This is a genomic window from Blattabacterium cuenoti, assembly GCF_014252455.1.
Lineage (GTDB): Bacteria > Bacteroidota > Bacteroidia > Flavobacteriales > Blattabacteriaceae > Blattabacterium > Blattabacterium cuenoti_R.
In genome coordinates this window covers 537,541-555,213 of the sequence record NZ_CP060245.1, presented here as the reverse complement: position 1 = coordinate 555,213, position 17,673 = coordinate 537,541, and the positions used below count along the sequence as shown (strand labels likewise).

Here is a 17,673-nt window from a genome sequence, read left to right as displayed (position 1 = left end):
AAGAAAAGTATGATGAATTAGAATATTTTTTAATGGATATTTTTTAATATATATAGAAAAATGTATTCCTATTTTTTTTTCTAAAGAATATAATAAAGGAAAAATTAAATAATTATCTCCTAAAAGTAGAACTATTTGAGATATTTTTTTTCCTTTTTTAATAAATTTTTTAATTAATTTTTCTATTATTTTTATTTGTTCTATTTCTTTATTAACACTAATAATTTTTATATTTTTTTTTGATTTTATTGTATTAATTGAAATAGATTTTTTTTCTATCCATAAATTAGAAAGATTTTTAATAAAAAAATTTTTTTCGTTAAAATTATATATAGAAAATTGATGAAAAGTTATAATTTTTTTTAAAATTTTTTTTCATATTCATTAAATAAATAAAATCTAGAATTTAAAAAAATGATTTGGATATCTAAATGATTAGAAAAATAATTTTTTAAAGAATCAATAGCTATTCTAAATATTAAACCAAGATATCCTTTTTTTTTAATAATTCGTTTTTTAAAATTGTATAATTTTGATAAATTTCTTCCCAAAAAAATTTTATATTATTTTTTAATTTTTTTTCTAAATTAACTAAATTCCATTTTTTAATTTTTTCTATAGAAATCATAGAAGAAAAAAAAGATTCTATTTTAATAAGATGTAAATCTAAATCTTGAAAATCATCTAAAATCTTTGGCCCCCATTGAAAAAAATCATGAAAATTTTTTATTAAATTGTTATTATTTTTTGTTAAAAAATAAAAAAAATAAAATAGAATATCATCTTTCTTACATAAAGATAATCCAGATATTTTTTCTAAAAATTGTTCTATAGTAATAATTTGTGTATCTAAAGGAAATTGTATTTGATATTTTTGTTTAATTTTTTCTATCAAAAAATTATCAAAAGATATTAATATTAATTTTTTTTTTTTAAAATTTTTATTATTTAATAAATATTGGATTAATTGAGAAATTTTTTTGATCATAAAAAAATAATTTTTTTATTTTAAATTGATCTTTTTGAATTTGTTTTTTTAACTCATAAAGAGTATTAAATTTGAATTCTTTACGAATAATTTGAATAACTCCAATATCAAGTTTTTTTCCATAAATATTTTTTTTAAAATTAAAAATATGTACTTCTATTTTTAAAAGAGTATTATTATTATTAATAGTAGGACAAATTCCTATATTCATCATTCCTTGATAAATATGATTGAATAAATGAATTTTTACAGCGTAAACACCTTTTTTAGGTATTATTTTTTTTTCATTTATTTTAATATTAGCTGTAGGAAAATTTAATTTTTTTCCTATTCCATTTCCTTTAATTACATATCCAGATAAAGTATATAAATAACCTAAAGCTTTATTTGCCCATTTCATATTTCCTTTTAAAATAGATTTTCTTATTAAAGTAGAACTAATAATTTTTTTTTCAAATTTATAAGGATGTACTTTATATAATTGAAATCTATAAAAATTAGAAATTTTTTTTAAATGATAAAAAGTTTTTACTTTATCTTTTCCAATATGAGAATCATATCCAGTAATAATTTTTTTAATTTTTAGTTTAGATAATAAAATTTTTTGTAAAAAATATTTTATACTTAATTTTGAAAAATTCAGAGTAAAAGGGTGGATAATTAAATGTTCTATCCCTGTTTTTTTTAAATGATAGATTCTTTCAGAAAGTGTATTTAAATAAAAAATTTTTTTTTTAGGATTTAATACTTCTTTAGGATGTATATTAAAAGTAAGTAAAACTGAACAATAAGATTCTTTGTTTTTAGTTAAAAATTGAATTAATTTTTGATGACCTATATGAACTCCATCAAAAAAACCTAATGTAAATACACATGGTAATAAAGAAGAAAATTCATCAATAAATGAATAAATTTTCAAAATTTTTAATTTTTTTTATTTATGTTTACAAAGATAAAAATAAATGATTAATTAGATCTCCTTAAAAGAATTATATGAATAAAAAAAAAATATAGGGAAAATAATTAAAATTATCGGACCTGTTATTGATGTTTATTTTAAAAAAAATATTTTTCTTCCAAAAATTAATGATGCATTAAAAGTAAATGTTACTAATAATAATAAAAAAATTATATTGGAAGTTCAACAACATATTGGTGAAAATGTTGTACGTTGTCTCTCTATGGAAGTTAGCGATGGCTTAAAAAGAGGTCAAGAAGTAGAAATAACAGGGGGTCCTATTAGTATTCCTTTAGGAGAATCTATTAATGGACGAATTTTAAATGTTTTAGGAGATCCTATTGATGGGTTAAAAAAATTAGATAAATCAATTATTCATCATTCTATTCATAATGAATCTCCAAAATTTAAAGATTTATCTACAGAAACTGAAATTTTATATACCGGAATTAAAATTATTGATTTAATATGTCCCTACCCTAAAGGAGGAAAAATTGGATTATTTGGAGGAGCTGGTGTTGGAAAAACAGTATTAATACAAGAATTAATTAATAATGTAGCAAAAGTACATGGAGGTCATTCTGTTTTTGCTGGAGTTGGAGAAAGAACAAGAGAAGGGAATGATTTATTACGAGAAATGTTAGAATCTGGAATTATAAAATATGGAGATGCTTTTATGGAAGCTATGAAAAAAGGATTATGGGATCTTTCCAAAGTAGATGAAAATGTTTTAAAAAAATCTAAAGCTACTTTTGTTTTTGGACAAATGAATGAATCTCCAGGAGCAAGATCTAGAGTCGCTTTAACTGGATTAACATTAGCGGAGTATTATCGAGATAAATATGATGATAAAGGACAAGATGTTTTATTTTTTATAGATAATATATTTAGATTTACTCAAGCTGGATCAGAAGTTTCTGCTTTATTAGGAAGAATTCCATCATCTGTAGGGTATCAACCTACGTTATCATCTGAAATGGGATCTATGCAAGAAAGAATAACATCTACTAAAAAAGGGTCTATTACGTCAGTACAGGCGGTTTATGTTCCTGCTGATGATTTAACAGATCCAGCTCCTGCTATTACTTTTTCACATTTAGATGCGACTACTGTTTTATCCAGAAAAATAGCTTCTTTAGGTATTTATCCATCTATTGATCCATTAGATTCTACTTCACGTATTTTATCTTTAGATATAATAAATAAAAATCATTATAAATGTGCACAACGTGTTAAAGAAATTTTACAAAAATATAATTCTTTACAAGATATTATTGCTATCTTAGGAATAGAGGATCTTAGTGAAGATGATAAAAAAATAGTCTATCGTGCTAGACGTGTACAACGTTTTTTATCTCAACCATTTTATGTAGCAAAACAATTTACAGGAATTGAAGGTAAATTTGTAAAAATAGAAGAGACTATTAAAGGTTTTAATATGATATTAGATGGGGAATTAGATAAGTTTCCGGAATCTGCTTTTAATTTAAAAGGAACTATTGAAGAAGTGATAGAAAGTGGAAAAAAAATGATATCTACATAAATGATGAAAATAACTATTATTAGTTATAATAAAATTATTTTTAAAAGTAATAAAAATACAGTTAGATCTATAACATTACCTGGTTTAAATGGAAAATTTCAAATTTTAAAAAATCATGCCCCATTAATATCTATATTAAAAAATGGAGTTATAAAAATAAATTTTTTATCAAAAAAAATAAAAATACCAATAAATGGTGGTTTTTTATATACAAAAAAAAATATTGTAATTATAATTTTATAGAATATGATTTTATTTTCATATATTCTGCTCTATTTTTAAATATTTTTATTGCGCTAAAAATAGCTTCTTCTAACGAATTTTCTTTAGCAATACCTTTTTTAGCAATATCATAAGCAACTCCATGATCTGGAGAAGTACGGATATGAGAAAGACCAGCTGTAAAATTTACTCCTTCATTAAAAGTTAATGTTTTAAATGGAATTAATCCTTGATCGTGATACATCGCTAATACTGCATCAAAATGACGATAATTATGATTTCCAAAAAAACTATCTGAAGAATAAGGGCCAAATATTAAAAAACCTTTTTTTTTTAAGAAAAAATCAATAGCCGGTTTAATTTTTGTTTTTTCTTCATTACCTAATAATCCGTTTTCTCCTGAATGAGGATTACATCCTAATACAGCTATTTTAGGTTTTTTTATAGAAAAATCAATAATTAATGATTTATGTAAAATTTGAATAGATTTTATAATTTTTTTTTTAGTTAATTCAGAATGAACATATTTTAATGGTAAATGATGAGTAACTAAAGCAATTTTTAAAGTATCATGAATCATTAACATTAAAGGATATCCTTCTAAAATATTTTTTAAATATTCAGTATGACCAAAAAAGGAAAATCCTTTTATATTCATATAATTTTTATTAACAGGTCCAGTAACCATAACATCTATTTTTCCATATTTTAAAGCTTTTGTTACTTTTTGTAAAGATAAAATTGGATATTTTATTGAATCTTGGTGATTATATTTAATTAAATCAAATTTAATATCTTCTTTATAAATATTAATAATATTAATTTTATAATCTATAATTTCTTTTAAATTATTTATTTCTTGTATATTATTTACTTCTAAATTTAAAATTTTTTTATAATAATGACATAATTTAGTAGATCCAAATAATATTGGTGTAAAAAAATCTAAAAGTCTTTTTTTACGACATACTTTTAAAAATACTTCTATTCCTATTCCATGAATATCTCCTGTAGAAAAACCAATTTTAATTTTTTTACTTTTCAAAATAAATATTTTAATTTTAAAAAATTAAAAATAATTTAATAAATAAAAATAAATTATTTTATTTTAGGTTCACCAGATAAAATTTCTTTATCTGTATATTTTCTATATATATCAAAATTTTTAATAATTTTTTTAATAAGTTTTTGTACTTGATTTTTATACATTTTTTTATTTTTCCATGTATTTTTTGGATTTAATATATCAGAAGATATTCCTGGACAATATTTTGGAATTTTAAAATTAAAAAAAGGATATTTTTCATATCTAATTTTAGATAAAGATAAATCTCCATTTAATGCACATTTTACTAATTTTCTTGTATCCTTTAATTGAATTCTTTTCTTTTTTAAAGAATCTCCTTGATTTTCTCCATATATAATAATTCCTGTATTTACCATCCAAACATTTATTTTAGTATTTTTTAATTTTTTTATTAACATTTTTGTATACATCACTGGATGTAATGGCATAAAAGGAGCTCCAAAACAAGAAGAAAAAGTTGCTTTTGGTTTTATTATATCAAATTCTGTTCCAGCTACTTTAGAAGTATAACCTAATAAAAAATAATATGCTGATTGTTCTTTATTTAATTTAGAAATAGGAGGTAATACACCAAAAGCATCATATGTAAGAAAAAAAATATTTTTAATATTAGAAGAATATAATTTTTTTTCAAAATTTTTTATAAAATAAATGGGATAACTAATTCTCATATTTTCTGTAATAGAATTATTAAAAAAATCGACTTCTTTTGTTTCCTTTTTGAAGATTACATTTTCTAACATAGCCCCTTTTTTTATAGCATGATAAATTATCGGTTCTTTGGATTTAGAAATTCCGAATATTTTTGCATAACAACCACCTTCAAAATTGAAAATAATATTATTATAACTCCATCCATGTTCATCATCTCCTATTAATTTTCTATTAGGATCATTAGAAATAGTAGTTTTTCCAGTTCCTGATAATCCAAAAAATAATGCTGTATCTTTTTTATTTCCAATATTTGCTGCACAATGCATAGGAAATACATTTTTATATGTAGGAAGTATAAAATTTAAAACTGAAAACATAGATTTTTTAATTTCTCCTGTATATCCTGTTCCCCCGATTAATATAATTTTTTTTAAAAAATTTAAAATAGAAAAATTTTTTTTTTTTGTTCCATCTGTAAATGGATTAGCTTTAAAACTAGGAGCACACAATAATATCCATTCTGGTGAAATTTGTCCAAATTTAGAAAATCTAAAAAAAAGATTATGAACAAATAAATCAGACCATGGATATTCATTAATAAAACGTATATTTAATTGATATCTAGAATCAGAACAAAGATATCCATCTCTTATATATAATTTTTTTCCAGATAAATATTTGACTACTTTTTTATATAAAAAATCAAATTTTTTTGGATCAAAAGATTGATTAATTTTTTCATCCCAAAAAATTTTATCATTTGTAATATGATCTTTGACTATAAATCGATCTTTAGGGGATCTTCCAGTAAATAATCCAGTATTAATAGCTAATACTCCAGATTTAGTTTCTATTCCCATTTTATTTTTAACAATTAAATTTTGTAATTTATCAGGAGATAATTGACAATAATTTAAAGAATTTAATATTCCATAATGTTTTAAAGAGATAGATTCCATATGTATTTTCTGTTAGATATCTTAAAGTAACAAATTTATATATGATTTATAAAAGTTTACTAATTTTGTACCATAAAAAAATAAAAATTATGATTTTATGTCTGATCTTTCATCAAGAGTTTATGCTCTTATCGTAGAAAAATTGAGTATAGAAGAAAATGAAATTCTTCCTACTTCTAGTTTTACTAATGATTTAGGAGCAGATTCATTAGATATAGTAGAACTTATTATGGAATTTGAAAAAGAATTTAATATTAGTATTTCTGATGAAAAAGCAGAAAAAATAACTACTGTAGGAGAAGCGATACAGGCGATAGAAGAGATTTTAAATGAGAAAAAAAAAATAGATAATAATGAAAAAAAAAATTCTGATTAAAAAATATTAATTTTTTATGAATGAATTAAAAAGAGTAGTAATAACTGGAATTGGTTCTATTACCCCAATAGGTAATAATATTGAAGATTATTGGATATCTCTAATTAAAGGAAAAAATGGATCTGCTCCTATTACTTATTTTGATACTAATAAGTTTAAAACTAAATTCGCTTGTGAATTAAAAAATTATGATCCTAGCACTTTTTTTAGTAAAAAAGAACAACGAAAATTAGATCCATGTGCACAATATGGTATTATAGCTTCTCAAGAAGCTATAATAAATAGTAAAATAAATTTTTATAAAGAAAAAAAAGAAAGAATTGGAGTTATTTGGGGATCTGGAATTGGTGGTTTATTAAATTTAGAAAAATCTATTTCAGATTATATTAATGGAGGAAAAATACCTAGATTTAGTCCTTATTTTATTCCTAAAATGTTAATAGATATTACTGCAGGTTTTATTTCTATGAATTATGGAATACATGGACCTAATTATGCGACTGTATCAGCTTGTGCATCTTCATCTAATGCAATTGTTGATGCGTATCATTTAATTTGTTTAGGAAAAGCAGATATTATGATTACTGGTGGATCAGAAGCGGCTATTACACAAAGTGGAGTAGGAGGTTTTAATGCTTTACATGCTTTATCTACAAGAAATGAAGATTATAAAACAGCTTCACGTCCTTTTGATCAAGATAGAGATGGGTTTGTTTTAGGAGAAGGAGCTGGATGTCTTATATTAGAGGAATATAATCATGCAAAAAAAAGAAATGCAAATATTTACGCAGAAATAGGAGGAGTAGGTATGTCTGGAGATGCTTATCATATTACAGCACCTCATCCAGAAGGAAAAGGGATAATACTTGCAATGAAAGCTGCCATTAAAGATGCTGGAATTAAATATACAGAAGTAGATCATATTAATTCTCATGGAACTTCTACTATTTTAGGAGATATTGCAGAAGTAAAAGCAATTAAAGAAGTTTTTCATGAAAAAGTATATAATATTAATATCAATTCAACTAAATCTATGACTGGTCATTTATTAGGTGCAGCAGGATCTATTGAGGCTATTGCATCTATACTTCCTTTGAGTAAAAAAATTATTCCACCAACTATTAATTTATTTAAAATAGATAAAAAAATAGATTATAGAATGAATTTTACACCTAATAAAGCTATAAAAAAAAAAGTTAATATTAGTATATGTAATACTTTTGGTTTTGGAGGGCATAATGTTTGTCTTTTATTTAAAAAAATAAATGTTATCTAATAATAATATTATTGAGAATAAATTTAACTCTTTATTTATTAATAAATTGATTAAAATATTAGGATTTATTCCTAAAAATGTAAAATTTTTAAAAGAAGTTTTTATTTATAGTTTTTCTGTAAAAAAAAAAAATTATAATAAAAATTATTATATGAATTTTCAAAGATTAGAATTTTTAGGAGATTCTATATTAAATTCTATTATTTCACATTTTTTATATGAACAATTATCTGAAAAAAAAGAAGGAGAATTAACTCAAATTCGAGCTAAAATTGTATGTAGAAATAATTTAAATAAAATTTCTAAAAAATTAACTATTATAAATATTTTTATTAAAGAAAATATTCCTATTATATCTGATAATATATTAGGAAATACTTTAGAAGCTTTAATTGGTTTTATTTATTTAGATATAGGATATCAAGGGTGTAAAAATTTTGTATATAAAAAAATATTACATAATCATGTAAATCTTTTAAAATTGCAAAAAGAAATTTTTAGTTATAAAGTATGGATTATAGAATGGTCACAAAAAAATAAATTTATAATAAATTTTAATACTTTTAAAGAAAAAAAAATAGAAAAAAAAAACATAAATATTTATTTATCTGAATGTATTATATCTAATTATGGAATTAAAACAAAAGGTAAAGGTTTTTCTAAAAAAAGATCAGAAGAATTAGCAGCTAAAAAAGCTTATTTTTTAATACAAAAAAAAATTAAAAAAAATATTTAAATTATGTTTCTTCTTAAGAAAAAATTTTCTTATATAATAAAAGGAACAGGTCATCCTTTAATATTACTTCATGGATTAATGGGGAATTTAAGTAATTTTAATGCTCTTTTAGATTTTTTTCCAAAAAAAGGATATAAAGTGATTATTCCTTCATTACCTATTTATAATATGCCATTATTACTTACTAATATTTATAATTTATCTAAATATGTTATAAAATTACTAATAGAAATAGGAATAGAAAAAGCTACATTAATAGGAAATTCTTTAGGAGGTCATATTGCTTTAATTATTGCAAAAAAAAGAATTGATTTAGTACATTCTGTAGTTCTTACAGGAAGTTCTGGATTATTTGAAAAAGCTTTTGGAGATGCTATTCCTAAAAGGGAAAATTATGAATATATTAGAAAAAAATCACAAGAAGTTTTTTATAATCCTAAAATTGCTACTAAAAAATTAGTAGATGAAGTATTTCATATGGTAAATGATAAAAAAAAAGGAATTAAAATTTTATATATTGCGAAAAGTTCTATGAAATATAATATGTCTAAAGATTTATCTGTAATAAAACAACCTTTTTGTTTAATTTGGGGGAAACAAGATCCTGTTACTCCACCAAAAGTAGCAAAAAAATTTCATAGATTACTTCCTCATGCTGAATTATATTGGATAGATAAATGCGGACATGTTCCTATGATGGAACATCCTAAAAAATTTATAAAAATTTTAGAAAAATGGCTTTCTAAATTTAATTTTCATCATGAAAATTTACTCTGTAAAATTTAAAGGAAGTTTTGAAAAACTTAATGATTCTTCTTTTATTATTCCAGAATATGCTTTTATTGGACGTTCTAATGTAGGAAAATCTAGTTTAATTAATTTTATTCTTAATTGTAAAATTGCTAAAGTTTCATCTAAACCAGGATGTACTAAATTAATTAATACCTTTTTGATTAATAATAAATGGTTTTTTATAGATTTACCTGGATATGGTTTTTTTTCTATTAAAAAAAAAAAACATAGTATAAAAAAATTAATTATAAATTATATTTTTTATAGAAAAAATTTAATTTGTTTATTTTTATTAATAGATAGTAGAATACCTATACAAAAAATAGATTTATATTTTATACATAAACTAAAAAAATTTAAAATTAATTTTTGTGTTATTTTTACAAAAATAGATAAATTAAATAAAAAAATTTTTAATAAAAATATAAGTTTATATAAAACAAAAATAAAAAAATATCCATATTTTTTGATATCTACTAAAAAAAAATATGGAAGAAAAAAAATTATACAGTATATTAAGAATTTAAATATAATTTTTCAAAAAAAATTTTTATAAAGAAAAACTTAAAATTCCTAATTCATAGGACTTTAATCCAAAACCTAAAATAGATCCTTGACAAACAGAAGATAAAAAAGATTGTTTTCTAAAATGTTCTCTAGCATAAATATTAGAAATATGAACTTCTATAACTGGAGATGTAATAGCTTTAATAGCGTCTGCTATTCCTAAAGAAGTATGAGTATATGCTCCCGCGTTTAAAATAATTCCATCATAATTAAAACCTATTTTATGTAAAAAATCTATAATCTTTCCCTCATAATTACTTTGATAATAAGATATTTCTATATTAGAAAATATTTTTTTTTTTTTTATTTTATTTAAATAATCTATAAAATTTTCAGTACCATATAAATTTGGTTCTCTTTTTCCTAAAAGATTTAAATTTGGTCCATTAATAATACTTATTTTTTTCATAAAAAATGATTTATTAATTTATGGTAAACTTCTTTTTCATTTAAAAAACACCAATTACCTATAGGAATATTTTTTTTAGTAAATCCTCCAAAATTTACTCTATCTATTTTAATTACTTGATAAGTAAGTTTTTTAAATAATCTTTTAATGATTCTATTCCATCCTAAATGTAATCCAATTATTATTTTATTTTTTGATTTATAAATGAAATCTACTTTTACTTTTCCTTCTTTAAGGTATATTTTTCCTTTTTTAATTTTATTGATGTCTTCATATTCAAGATTTTTATTTAAAAAAACATGATATATTTTTTTTACATGATATTTTGGATGAGTTAATTTTTCAGTAATTAATCCATCATTTGTAAAAAGTAAAACTCCTGTAGTTAAACGATCTAATCGTCCAATAGGATATATTCTATAATTAGAAAATTTTGGAATTAAATTCATTACTGTTTTTCTATTTAATGGATCTTTTGTAGATGTAATAAATCCTTTTGGTTTATTAAGTAATAAATATATTTTTTTTTGATGTTTAATTTTTCTCCCATGATATTTAATAATATCATTTTTATGAACGATTGTTCCTAATTGATAAATAGATTTTCCATTTACTTCTATTACTCCGGATTGAATTAATTTATCTGCTTCTCTTCTAGAAGAAATACCAGCATTAGATAAATAACGATTTAATCGTATATAATCTTTTTTTTTATCTTTTATCATAATTTTAAATTATTCAAAACGAAAAAGAATTTCCATTGTATATTTTTTCAATTCTATTTTAGAAATATTATAATTTGGAGTAAATCCTAAAATAAAACCTCCACCTCCAGATCCACATAATTTAAAATAATGAGTATTAGTCATTAAACCTTTTTTCCATATTTTTAAAAAAATTTTTGGAATCATAGGACGAAAATAATGAAAAACCCAATAAGAAAGTAATTTAACATAATTTAATAAAATTTTAAAATCTCCATGAAGAAAAGTTTCAATACATTTTTCATTATATTTTATAAATTCTTCTTTAAATATTTTTTTAAATTTTTTATTTTTTAATTTTTTTAAAAAAATATTTATCATAGAAGAAGTTTTTTTAGGAAAACCGGAATTTATTAAAAAAATAGCTCCTTTTCCTTTCATTTTAGGAATTTTTATTTTAAAAATATTATTTTTAGAACGAATAAGTAAAGGATGATTAAAATAACAAATTAAAGGATCTAATCCAGAACTTTTTCCATGGAAAAAAGATTCCATTTTACTAAAAATTTTTTTTATACTTAAAAAGTTTTTTTTATACTTAAAAAGTTTTTTTTCTAATTTATTTTTAGCATATTTATCATAAATTGCTGCAACTAAAGCTCCTGAACTACCAATTCCATATCCTTGAGGTATATTAGAATAAAATATGATTCCTTTTTGAATATCTTTATATAAATTTTTAAAATTTATTTTTATTAAATTTTTTTTTTTAGAAATTTAAAATATTTTTTTAATTCTATATTAGAATTTTTATAATAATAAGATGTTTTAGTAGAATAAAATTTTAAAGTTCCTTTATAAAAATTATAAGGAATAGAAAGTCCACTAGAATTTTCTATAATTCCATATTCTCCAAATAAAAGAATTTTAGATGAAAAAAAAGATTGTTTCATAATAAAAATCAGAATTTATTTAAAACAATCTAATTTATTAATATTTATTAAATTTGTAATTTTTATTTAATAAAGATAATCAATAATAATTTATGATGAAAATAGCCTTATATGGACAAAAAATTGGACAAAAGAATATACCTTACTTAAATAAGTTCATAGGCTATGTTGTATCTAATCGTTCAATTGATATTTATATAGAAAAATCATTCTTTCATATATTATCTTCTTTTAAAGAATTTAAAAATCTTAATTTTCCTGTTTTTTCTCATTATAAAGAATTAACTAAAGATTTTAGTTTAATGTTAACGTTTGGAGGAGATGGAACTATATTATCTGCTATTCCTTGGATTAGAGATACAGGAATACCTATAGTAGGAGTTAATACAGGAAATTTAGGTTTTTTAGCGACTTTAAATAAAGATGTATTTATTCAAAAAATAGATGAAATTTTTAATCGAAAACTACATGTACTTCCTCGAAGTTTATTATATTTAGAAACCTCGATAATGGATCATCATAAATTTTTTAATTTTGCATTAAATGAAATTGTTATCTTTAGAAAAGAAATGGTTTCTATGATTACTATAGATGCGTATATTGATAATGAATTTTTAACTTCTTATTGGGCCGATGGATTGATAATTTCTACTCCAACTGGTTCAACAGGATATTCTTTGAGCTGTGGAGGACCTATTATTACTCCTGATAATAAAAATTTTGTTCTTACTCCTATCTCTCCACATAATTTATTTTCACGTCCGTTAATTATTTCCGATCATCAAAAAGTACATTTAAAAGTACATAGTCGTGTCAAATATTATTCTTTATCTATGGATACTAGATTAATTTCTTTAAATAAAGATACTGAATTGTATATTAAAAAAGCTCCTTTTTATATATATTTTATTCAAGAAAAAAAATCTACTTATTATAAAACTTTACGAGAAAAATTATTATGGGGAATGGATCAAAGAAATTAATTTATTTTTATATATTTGTTTATTCATTTTATGGAAGATTTTTTAAAAAAAATAAATTTAAATAAAATACCACATCATGTGGCTATTATTATGGATGGAAATGGTCGTTGGGCTAAAAAAAGGGGGAAAATTAGAACATTTGGACATAAAAATGCGATACAATCTGTAAGAGATTCTATCAATGGATGTAAAATATTAGGTATTCCTTATATTACTTTATATGTTTTTTCTTCAGAAAATTGGAATCGTCCTAAAAAAGAAATTGATAATTTAATGTATTTATTTCAAAATAATTTAAAAAATTATTTAGAAGAAATTCATAATAATAATATAAAAATTATTATTATAGGAAAAATAGAAAAATTTTCTAATTGGATTCAAAAAAATTTATTTTTTTTTCAAAAAAAAACTAAAAATAATACATCCATTACTTTAATTTTAGCTTTAAATTATGGATCTAGAGAAGAAATTATACAAGCTACAAAAAATATAGTGAAACAAGTAAATAAAGGTAATTTATCTATAAAAGATATTAATACTTTTTCTTTTAATAATTATTTGTATACTAAAAATATTCCATATGTAGATCTTATTATTAGAACTAGTGGAGAACAACGTATTAGTAATTTTTTATTATGGCAATCAGCTTATGCAGAATTATATTTCACGGATGTTTTATGGCCAGATTTTCGTAAAATAGATTTTTATAAAGCTATAATTCATTATCAAAAAAGAAAACGTCGTTTTGGAAAAATTGAATAATTTTAAAATTAAAATTTTTTTTCCTTTTATTTTTTTAATATATATGTTTTCATTTTCTGAAACAGATTTTTTTTTAGAAAAAAAACAAAAAGAATCTGAAAATATTAAAAATTTTTTTATAAAAAAAATTTTTATTATAGGAAAAACAAAATATAATCAAAATATTATTTCAAAATTATCCAATATTTTTCCTGGAGATGAAATTCAATTACCTGGTAATACAATTGATAAAGCTATTAAAAAATTATGGAAAAGTAATTTATTTAAAAAAATATCTATTTATAAAAAAAATATTTATTCATCATATCATAAAAATGAAATTAATTTATTTTTTGATTTAGATGATTTTATAGAATTTGATAAAGTTAATATCAAAGGAATTGATAAAAATTTATTTTCTATTTTGGAAAAATTTTTTTTAAAAAAACATATTTATGAATATGAAATTAATAATATAAAAAATTATATTAAAAATTTTTACTTAAAAAAAGGATATCCTAATATTTTAATAGATAGTAAAATTATCAATTATAATAAAAAAAATATTTTAGATATTGATGTTAATAAAGGTGAAAAAATAAAAATAGAAAAAATAATATTTTCTGGAAATAAAATTTTTACTCAAAAACAATTAATAAATTTTTTAATAAAAACTAAAACAAAATTTCCTATTTCTATTTTAAAAAAATATACATCTTTTATATATGAAAATATAGAAGAAGATTTAAAAAATATTAAATCTCAATATCATTCAAAAGGTTTTATAGATGTTAAAATTTTTTTAGATTCTATTAAAAAAAATTATAATAAAAATTATATAATAAAAATAAAAATTATTGAAGGAAAAAAATATTATTTAGGAAATATTAATTTTATTGGAAATAATATTATTCATACAAATCTTTTAAAAAAAATAATTTCTTATCAAGCAGGAGAAATTTATAATAAACAACAAATTAATAAAAATGTTTTCGATCAGATTTCTAATAGTATCCTTTCATATTATTTAGATTTAGGATATTTATTTGTAAAAATAAATTTGATAGAAAAAAAAATAGAAAATAATAAAATTTTTATAGATATAAAAATAGAAGAAAATAAACCAGTTATTATAAATAAAATAAATATTATAGGAAATACTATTACTAAAGATCATATTATTAGAAGAGAATTAAATTTAATTCCTGGAGATACTTTTTCTTCTAGTAAAATGAGGTCTAGTTTATTGAACTTATCTAAGTTAAATTTATTTGATAATAAAAAAATATATCCTTTTATTAAAGAAGACAAGGAAAAAGAAAATGTAAATATTGAATGGCATATAGTTGAAAAAAATTCTAATCAAATTCAATTACATGGAGGATATGAAAATAAAAAATTAATTGGTACTTTTCAATTAAATTGTGGTAATTTTTCTTTTAGAAATTTATTCAACATTTATTCATGGACTCCTATTCCTCAAGGAGAAGGACAAAAACTGTTATTATCTAGTAAATTTGGAAAAGATTTTTTATTATATAATATATCTTTTACAAATCCATGGATAGAAAAAAATACTCCAACTTTATTAAGTTTTAATATAAATTTTTTTAAAAAAAAAATAAAAAATATAGAAGATTTTTCTTTATTACCTACTAATGATAAAATAATTATACATGAAGGTTTTTTAAAAAAAATAGGAACGTCTATTGATTTTAATAAGTCTTTAAATTATTTAGATCCTAAATTAAAAATTATATTTTCTATTAATTATGACAAATTTTTTTATAATAAAAATTTATTTTCTAATTTAAATAAAAAAATACAAATTAATAATTTAAATTATTTAATTTCTTTACAAAGATTTACTTTAAAACCAGATTTTATTTTTCCTTTCCAAGGATCTCAAATACAAGTAAATAGCATTTTTACTTTACCTTATTCTTTTTTTTTAAAAAAAGATAAAATTAAATCTTACGAAGATTCATTTAATTGGATGGAATTTTTTAAATTTAAAATTACTTCTTTTTGGTATAAAAAAATTATGAATAAAATGGTAATTAAAGCTGGAGGAGAATTTGGAATTTTAGGAAAATATAATAAAAAAACACAATTATTTCCTTATCAAAAATTTTATATGGGTGGTTTAAAAAATTTATTTAATTCTAAATTAGAAAATATAGATTATATATCCTTAAGAGGATATTCTTTTAATAAAAATCATCCAGATTATATTAATCCTAATAATGGAGGGATTATTTATAATAAATCTATTGTTGAGATTCGTTATTTAATAAAAACATTGTTGAATCAATCTAAATTATGGACTATTGGATTTATAGAAGGTGGGATTATTAATGATTTTTATAAAAATTTTAATCCATTAAATATGAATAAATCTTTAGGATTAGGGTTCCGTTTTTTTTATTTACCAATAGGAGTTTTTGGGATAGATATGGCTTATCCTATAATAAATAGGAAGAAAAATAATCAATCAAAATGGAAAATGCATTTTATTATAGGAAAAGATTAACAAATTTATAAAATAAAAATTATATGAAAAAAAATCAGATAGTCTATTATTTATTCTTTTTTTTATTTTTTTGTAATTTTTTATATTCTACAGAATGTAATAAAAGAATTTTATGTAATCAAAAAATTGTTTGTTTAAATAGTTTAATTCTTATAGAAAAAATGCCTGAATTTTCAGAAGTTCAAAAAAAATTAGAAAGATTAAGTAAAAATCATGAAAATATTTTAGCAAAAATAGCTAAAGAATTCCATAAAAAAGTAGAAAGATTTAAAAAAAATAAAAATCCAATTTTAAAAAAAGAATTAGAAATATTACAAGCTAGAGCGAATGCTTATCAAAAAATAGCTTCAGATGATTTAGCAAAAAATCAAAATAAATTATTAAACCCTATATATAAAAAAATAGAAGATGCTATTTATAAAGTTATAAATAAAGATAAAACAATAATACGGGTAGATGATTGCAGTCCTGGAAAAGGAGTATTAGTTAATAAAGGATTAGATATCACAGAAGAAGTAAAAAAAGAATTAGGAATTGAATAAAAATAAAACAAAAGAAGTGGTATCTCCCGGAATCGAACCGGGGACACAAGGATTTTCAGTCCTTTGCTCTACCTACTGAGCTAAGATACCAACTTCTAATAAACAAAAATACAATATTAATATAATAAAACAATTAATAAGTTTATATATAGGAATATTTTTACTTATTTCTTGTAATACAAGAAAAGAAATTTATTTAAATAAAAAAAATCAAAATAAAAGTTATCCTATAAGAGTTTTTATTCATTCTAGCTTTTTATATAAAGAAAATGGATTGATTCGATTATTAATAAATTCTCCAATTATGGAAGAATATTCTATGCATACTTTGTTTCCAAATGGAATAAAATTATTTTTTTACGAAAAATATCCTAATAAATATACTTACCTTAGTGCAAATTGGATGAAATATACTAAAAAAATATTTTATCATTTTAAAGGAAATATTTTAATTAAAAATAAAAATGGAGATTTTTTAAAAAGTGAAGAAATATTTTGGAATAAAAAAAATAAAACAATTTTTAATAAAAAATATACAATAATATATTGTTCTAATGGGACAATATTATATGCTAAAAATGGAATAGAAGCATCTGATAATTTAAAAAAAATTAGATTAAAAAATATTAGTGGGATTATTCCTATATAAA

At 20.4% G+C, this 17,673-nt stretch carries 18 protein-coding genes, 1 tRNA gene and 1 pseudogene; 12 read left to right on the top strand and 8 right to left on the bottom strand.

Going from position 1 to position 17,673, the window contains the following annotated elements; translation table 11 throughout:
* Positions 1–478: 478 nt before the first annotated feature.
* Together H0H56_RS03065 and H0H56_RS02730 are read right to left on the bottom strand one after the other, a co-directional pair.
* Entirely contained in the window at positions 479–988 is a 510-nt protein-coding gene (locus H0H56_RS03065) for a hypothetical protein (RefSeq protein WP_238858469.1), read from the bottom strand.
* A complete protein-coding gene (locus H0H56_RS02730) occupies positions 945–1,907 on the bottom strand; it encodes a bifunctional riboflavin kinase/FAD synthetase (RefSeq protein WP_185873802.1) in 963 nt (320 codons plus the stop codon). Before H0H56_RS02730 ends, H0H56_RS03065 begins: the two co-directional genes overlap by 44 nt.
* 91 nt (positions 1,908–1,998) lie before the next feature.
* On the opposite strand from H0H56_RS02730, the gene atpD reads away from it, so the two are divergent.
* Together atpD and H0H56_RS02720 are read left to right on the top strand one after the other, a co-directional pair.
* Complete coding sequence (atpD, locus tag H0H56_RS02725; RefSeq protein ID WP_185874130.1) at positions 1,999–3,489, top strand: F0F1 ATP synthase subunit beta; 1,491 nt, start codon at positions 1,999–2,001, stop codon at positions 3,487–3,489.
* The gene (locus tag H0H56_RS02720) at positions 3,490–3,732 is read left to right on the top strand and encodes a FoF1 ATP synthase subunit delta/epsilon (protein WP_238858468.1); all 243 of its coding nucleotides are present in this window, start codon (positions 3,490–3,492) and stop codon (positions 3,730–3,732) included. It begins immediately after the preceding gene.
* Here the strand turns inward: H0H56_RS02720 and pdxA are convergent.
* Both pdxA and H0H56_RS02710 read right to left on the bottom strand, forming a co-directional pair.
* Positions 3,719–4,759 (bottom strand): 4-hydroxythreonine-4-phosphate dehydrogenase PdxA, encoded by a 1,041-nt coding sequence (pdxA, locus tag H0H56_RS02715; protein WP_185874128.1) that lies wholly within the window; start codon positions 4,757–4,759, stop codon positions 3,719–3,721. The genes H0H56_RS02720 and pdxA overlap by 14 nt on opposite strands.
* A gap of 50 nt (positions 4,760–4,809) precedes the next feature.
* Positions 4,810–6,411, bottom strand: coding sequence for a phosphoenolpyruvate carboxykinase (ATP) (locus H0H56_RS02710; protein WP_185873801.1), 1,602 nt, complete (start codon positions 6,409–6,411; stop codon positions 4,810–4,812).
* Positions 6,412–6,508: 97 nt separating this feature from the next.
* Between H0H56_RS02710 and H0H56_RS02705 the strand changes: the two genes are divergently transcribed.
* From H0H56_RS02705 to yihA, 5 genes are read left to right on the top strand one after another with little or no spacing between them, the layout of a single operon-like run.
* Entirely contained in the window at positions 6,509–6,787 is a 279-nt protein-coding gene (locus H0H56_RS02705) for an acyl carrier protein (protein WP_185873800.1), read from the top strand.
* A 16-nt stretch (positions 6,788–6,803) separates the two neighbouring features.
* A complete protein-coding gene (gene fabF / locus H0H56_RS02700; RefSeq protein WP_185873799.1) occupies positions 6,804–8,063 on the top strand; it encodes a beta-ketoacyl-ACP synthase II in 1,260 nt (419 codons plus the stop codon).
* Entirely contained in the window at positions 8,053–8,799 is a 747-nt protein-coding gene (locus tag H0H56_RS02695; RefSeq protein WP_185873798.1) for a ribonuclease III family protein, read from the top strand. The genes fabF and H0H56_RS02695 overlap by 11 nt, the downstream gene beginning before the upstream one ends.
* Before the next feature lie 3 nt (positions 8,800–8,802).
* Entirely contained in the window at positions 8,803–9,585 is a 783-nt protein-coding gene (locus tag H0H56_RS02690; protein WP_185873797.1) for an alpha/beta fold hydrolase, read from the top strand.
* Positions 9,560–10,147 (top strand): ribosome biogenesis GTP-binding protein YihA/YsxC, encoded by a 588-nt coding sequence (gene yihA, locus H0H56_RS02685; protein WP_185873796.1) that lies wholly within the window; start codon positions 9,560–9,562, stop codon positions 10,145–10,147. The genes H0H56_RS02690 and yihA overlap by 26 nt, the downstream gene beginning before the upstream one ends.
* On the opposite strand, the gene aroQ is transcribed toward yihA, so the two are convergent.
* The 3 genes and pseudogenes from aroQ to H0H56_RS02670 form a co-directional block, all read right to left on the bottom strand.
* Entirely contained in the window at positions 10,142–10,567 is a 426-nt protein-coding gene (gene aroQ, locus H0H56_RS02680; RefSeq protein WP_185873795.1) for a type II 3-dehydroquinate dehydratase, read from the bottom strand. The two genes, yihA and aroQ, sit on opposite strands and share 6 nt — an antisense overlap.
* The gene (locus tag H0H56_RS02675; RefSeq protein WP_185873794.1) at positions 10,564–11,292 is read right to left on the bottom strand and encodes a pseudouridine synthase; all 729 of its coding nucleotides are present in this window, start codon (positions 11,290–11,292) and stop codon (positions 10,564–10,566) included. The genes aroQ and H0H56_RS02675 overlap by 4 nt, the downstream gene beginning before the upstream one ends.
* Before the next feature lie 9 nt (positions 11,293–11,301).
* Positions 11,302–12,224 (bottom strand): annotated as a pseudogene (locus H0H56_RS02670) (mevalonate kinase family protein).
* A gap of 95 nt (positions 12,225–12,319) precedes the next feature.
* Between H0H56_RS02670 and H0H56_RS02665 the strand changes: the two are divergent.
* From H0H56_RS02665 to H0H56_RS02650, 4 genes are read left to right on the top strand one after another with little or no spacing between them, the layout of a single operon-like run.
* Positions 12,320–13,207: an NAD kinase gene (locus tag H0H56_RS02665; RefSeq protein WP_185874127.1), complete on the top strand. Its 888-nt coding sequence runs from the start codon at positions 12,320–12,322 to the stop codon at positions 13,205–13,207.
* Between the two features lie 30 nt (positions 13,208–13,237).
* On the top strand, positions 13,238–13,969 hold the full coding sequence (locus tag H0H56_RS02660; RefSeq protein WP_185874126.1) for an isoprenyl transferase: 732 nt from the start codon (positions 13,238–13,240) through the stop codon (positions 13,967–13,969).
* Positions 13,970–14,012: 43 nt separating this feature from the next.
* A complete protein-coding gene (locus H0H56_RS02655; protein ID WP_185873793.1) occupies positions 14,013–16,481 on the top strand; it encodes a BamA/OMP85 family outer membrane protein in 2,469 nt (822 codons plus the stop codon).
* 23 nt (positions 16,482–16,504) lie between these two features.
* Complete coding sequence (locus tag H0H56_RS02650) at positions 16,505–17,023, top strand: OmpH family outer membrane protein (RefSeq protein WP_185873792.1); 519 nt, start codon at positions 16,505–16,507, stop codon at positions 17,021–17,023.
* 17 nt (positions 17,024–17,040) lie between these two features.
* On the opposite strand, the gene H0H56_RS02645 is transcribed toward H0H56_RS02650, so the two are convergent.
* Positions 17,041–17,113, bottom strand: a tRNA-Phe gene (locus tag H0H56_RS02645).
* Between the two features lie 184 nt (positions 17,114–17,297).
* Between H0H56_RS02645 and H0H56_RS02640 the strand changes: the two genes are divergently transcribed.
* Entirely contained in the window at positions 17,298–17,672 is a 375-nt protein-coding gene (locus H0H56_RS02640; protein WP_238858466.1) for a hypothetical protein, read from the top strand.
* Position 17,673: the final 1 nt, after the last annotated feature.

Coding starts and splice junctions, on each gene's coding strand:
- yihA (WP_185873796.1), top strand. CDS start 9,560: ATGAAAATTTACTCTGTAAAATTTAAAGGAAGTTTTGAAAAACTTAAT.
- aroQ (WP_185873795.1), bottom strand. CDS start 10,567: ATGAAAAAAATAAGTATTATTAATGGACCAAATTTAAATCTTTTAGGA.
- H0H56_RS02695 (WP_185873798.1), top strand. CDS start 8,053: ATGTTATCTAATAATAATATTATTGAGAATAAATTTAACTCTTTATTT.
- H0H56_RS03065 (WP_238858469.1), bottom strand. CDS start 988: ATGATCAAAAAAATTTCTCAATTAATCCAATATTTATTAAATAATAAA.
- H0H56_RS02720 (WP_238858468.1), top strand. CDS start 3,490: ATGATGAAAATAACTATTATTAGTTATAATAAAATTATTTTTAAAAGT.
- H0H56_RS02690 (WP_185873797.1), top strand. CDS start 8,803: ATGTTTCTTCTTAAGAAAAAATTTTCTTATATAATAAAAGGAACAGGT.
- H0H56_RS02665 (WP_185874127.1), top strand. CDS start 12,320: ATGAAAATAGCCTTATATGGACAAAAAATTGGACAAAAGAATATACCT.
- H0H56_RS02655 (WP_185873793.1), top strand. CDS start 14,013: ATGTTTTCATTTTCTGAAACAGATTTTTTTTTAGAAAAAAAACAAAAA.
- H0H56_RS02710 (WP_185873801.1), bottom strand. CDS start 6,411: ATGGAATCTATCTCTTTAAAACATTATGGAATATTAAATTCTTTAAAT.
- H0H56_RS02675 (WP_185873794.1), bottom strand. CDS start 11,292: ATGATAAAAGATAAAAAAAAAGATTATATACGATTAAATCGTTATTTA.
- H0H56_RS02660 (WP_185874126.1), top strand. CDS start 13,238: ATGGAAGATTTTTTAAAAAAAATAAATTTAAATAAAATACCACATCAT.
- fabF (WP_185873799.1), top strand. CDS start 6,804: ATGAATGAATTAAAAAGAGTAGTAATAACTGGAATTGGTTCTATTACC.
- H0H56_RS02650 (WP_185873792.1), top strand. CDS start 16,505: ATGAAAAAAAATCAGATAGTCTATTATTTATTCTTTTTTTTATTTTTT.
- H0H56_RS02705 (WP_185873800.1), top strand. CDS start 6,509: ATGTCTGATCTTTCATCAAGAGTTTATGCTCTTATCGTAGAAAAATTG.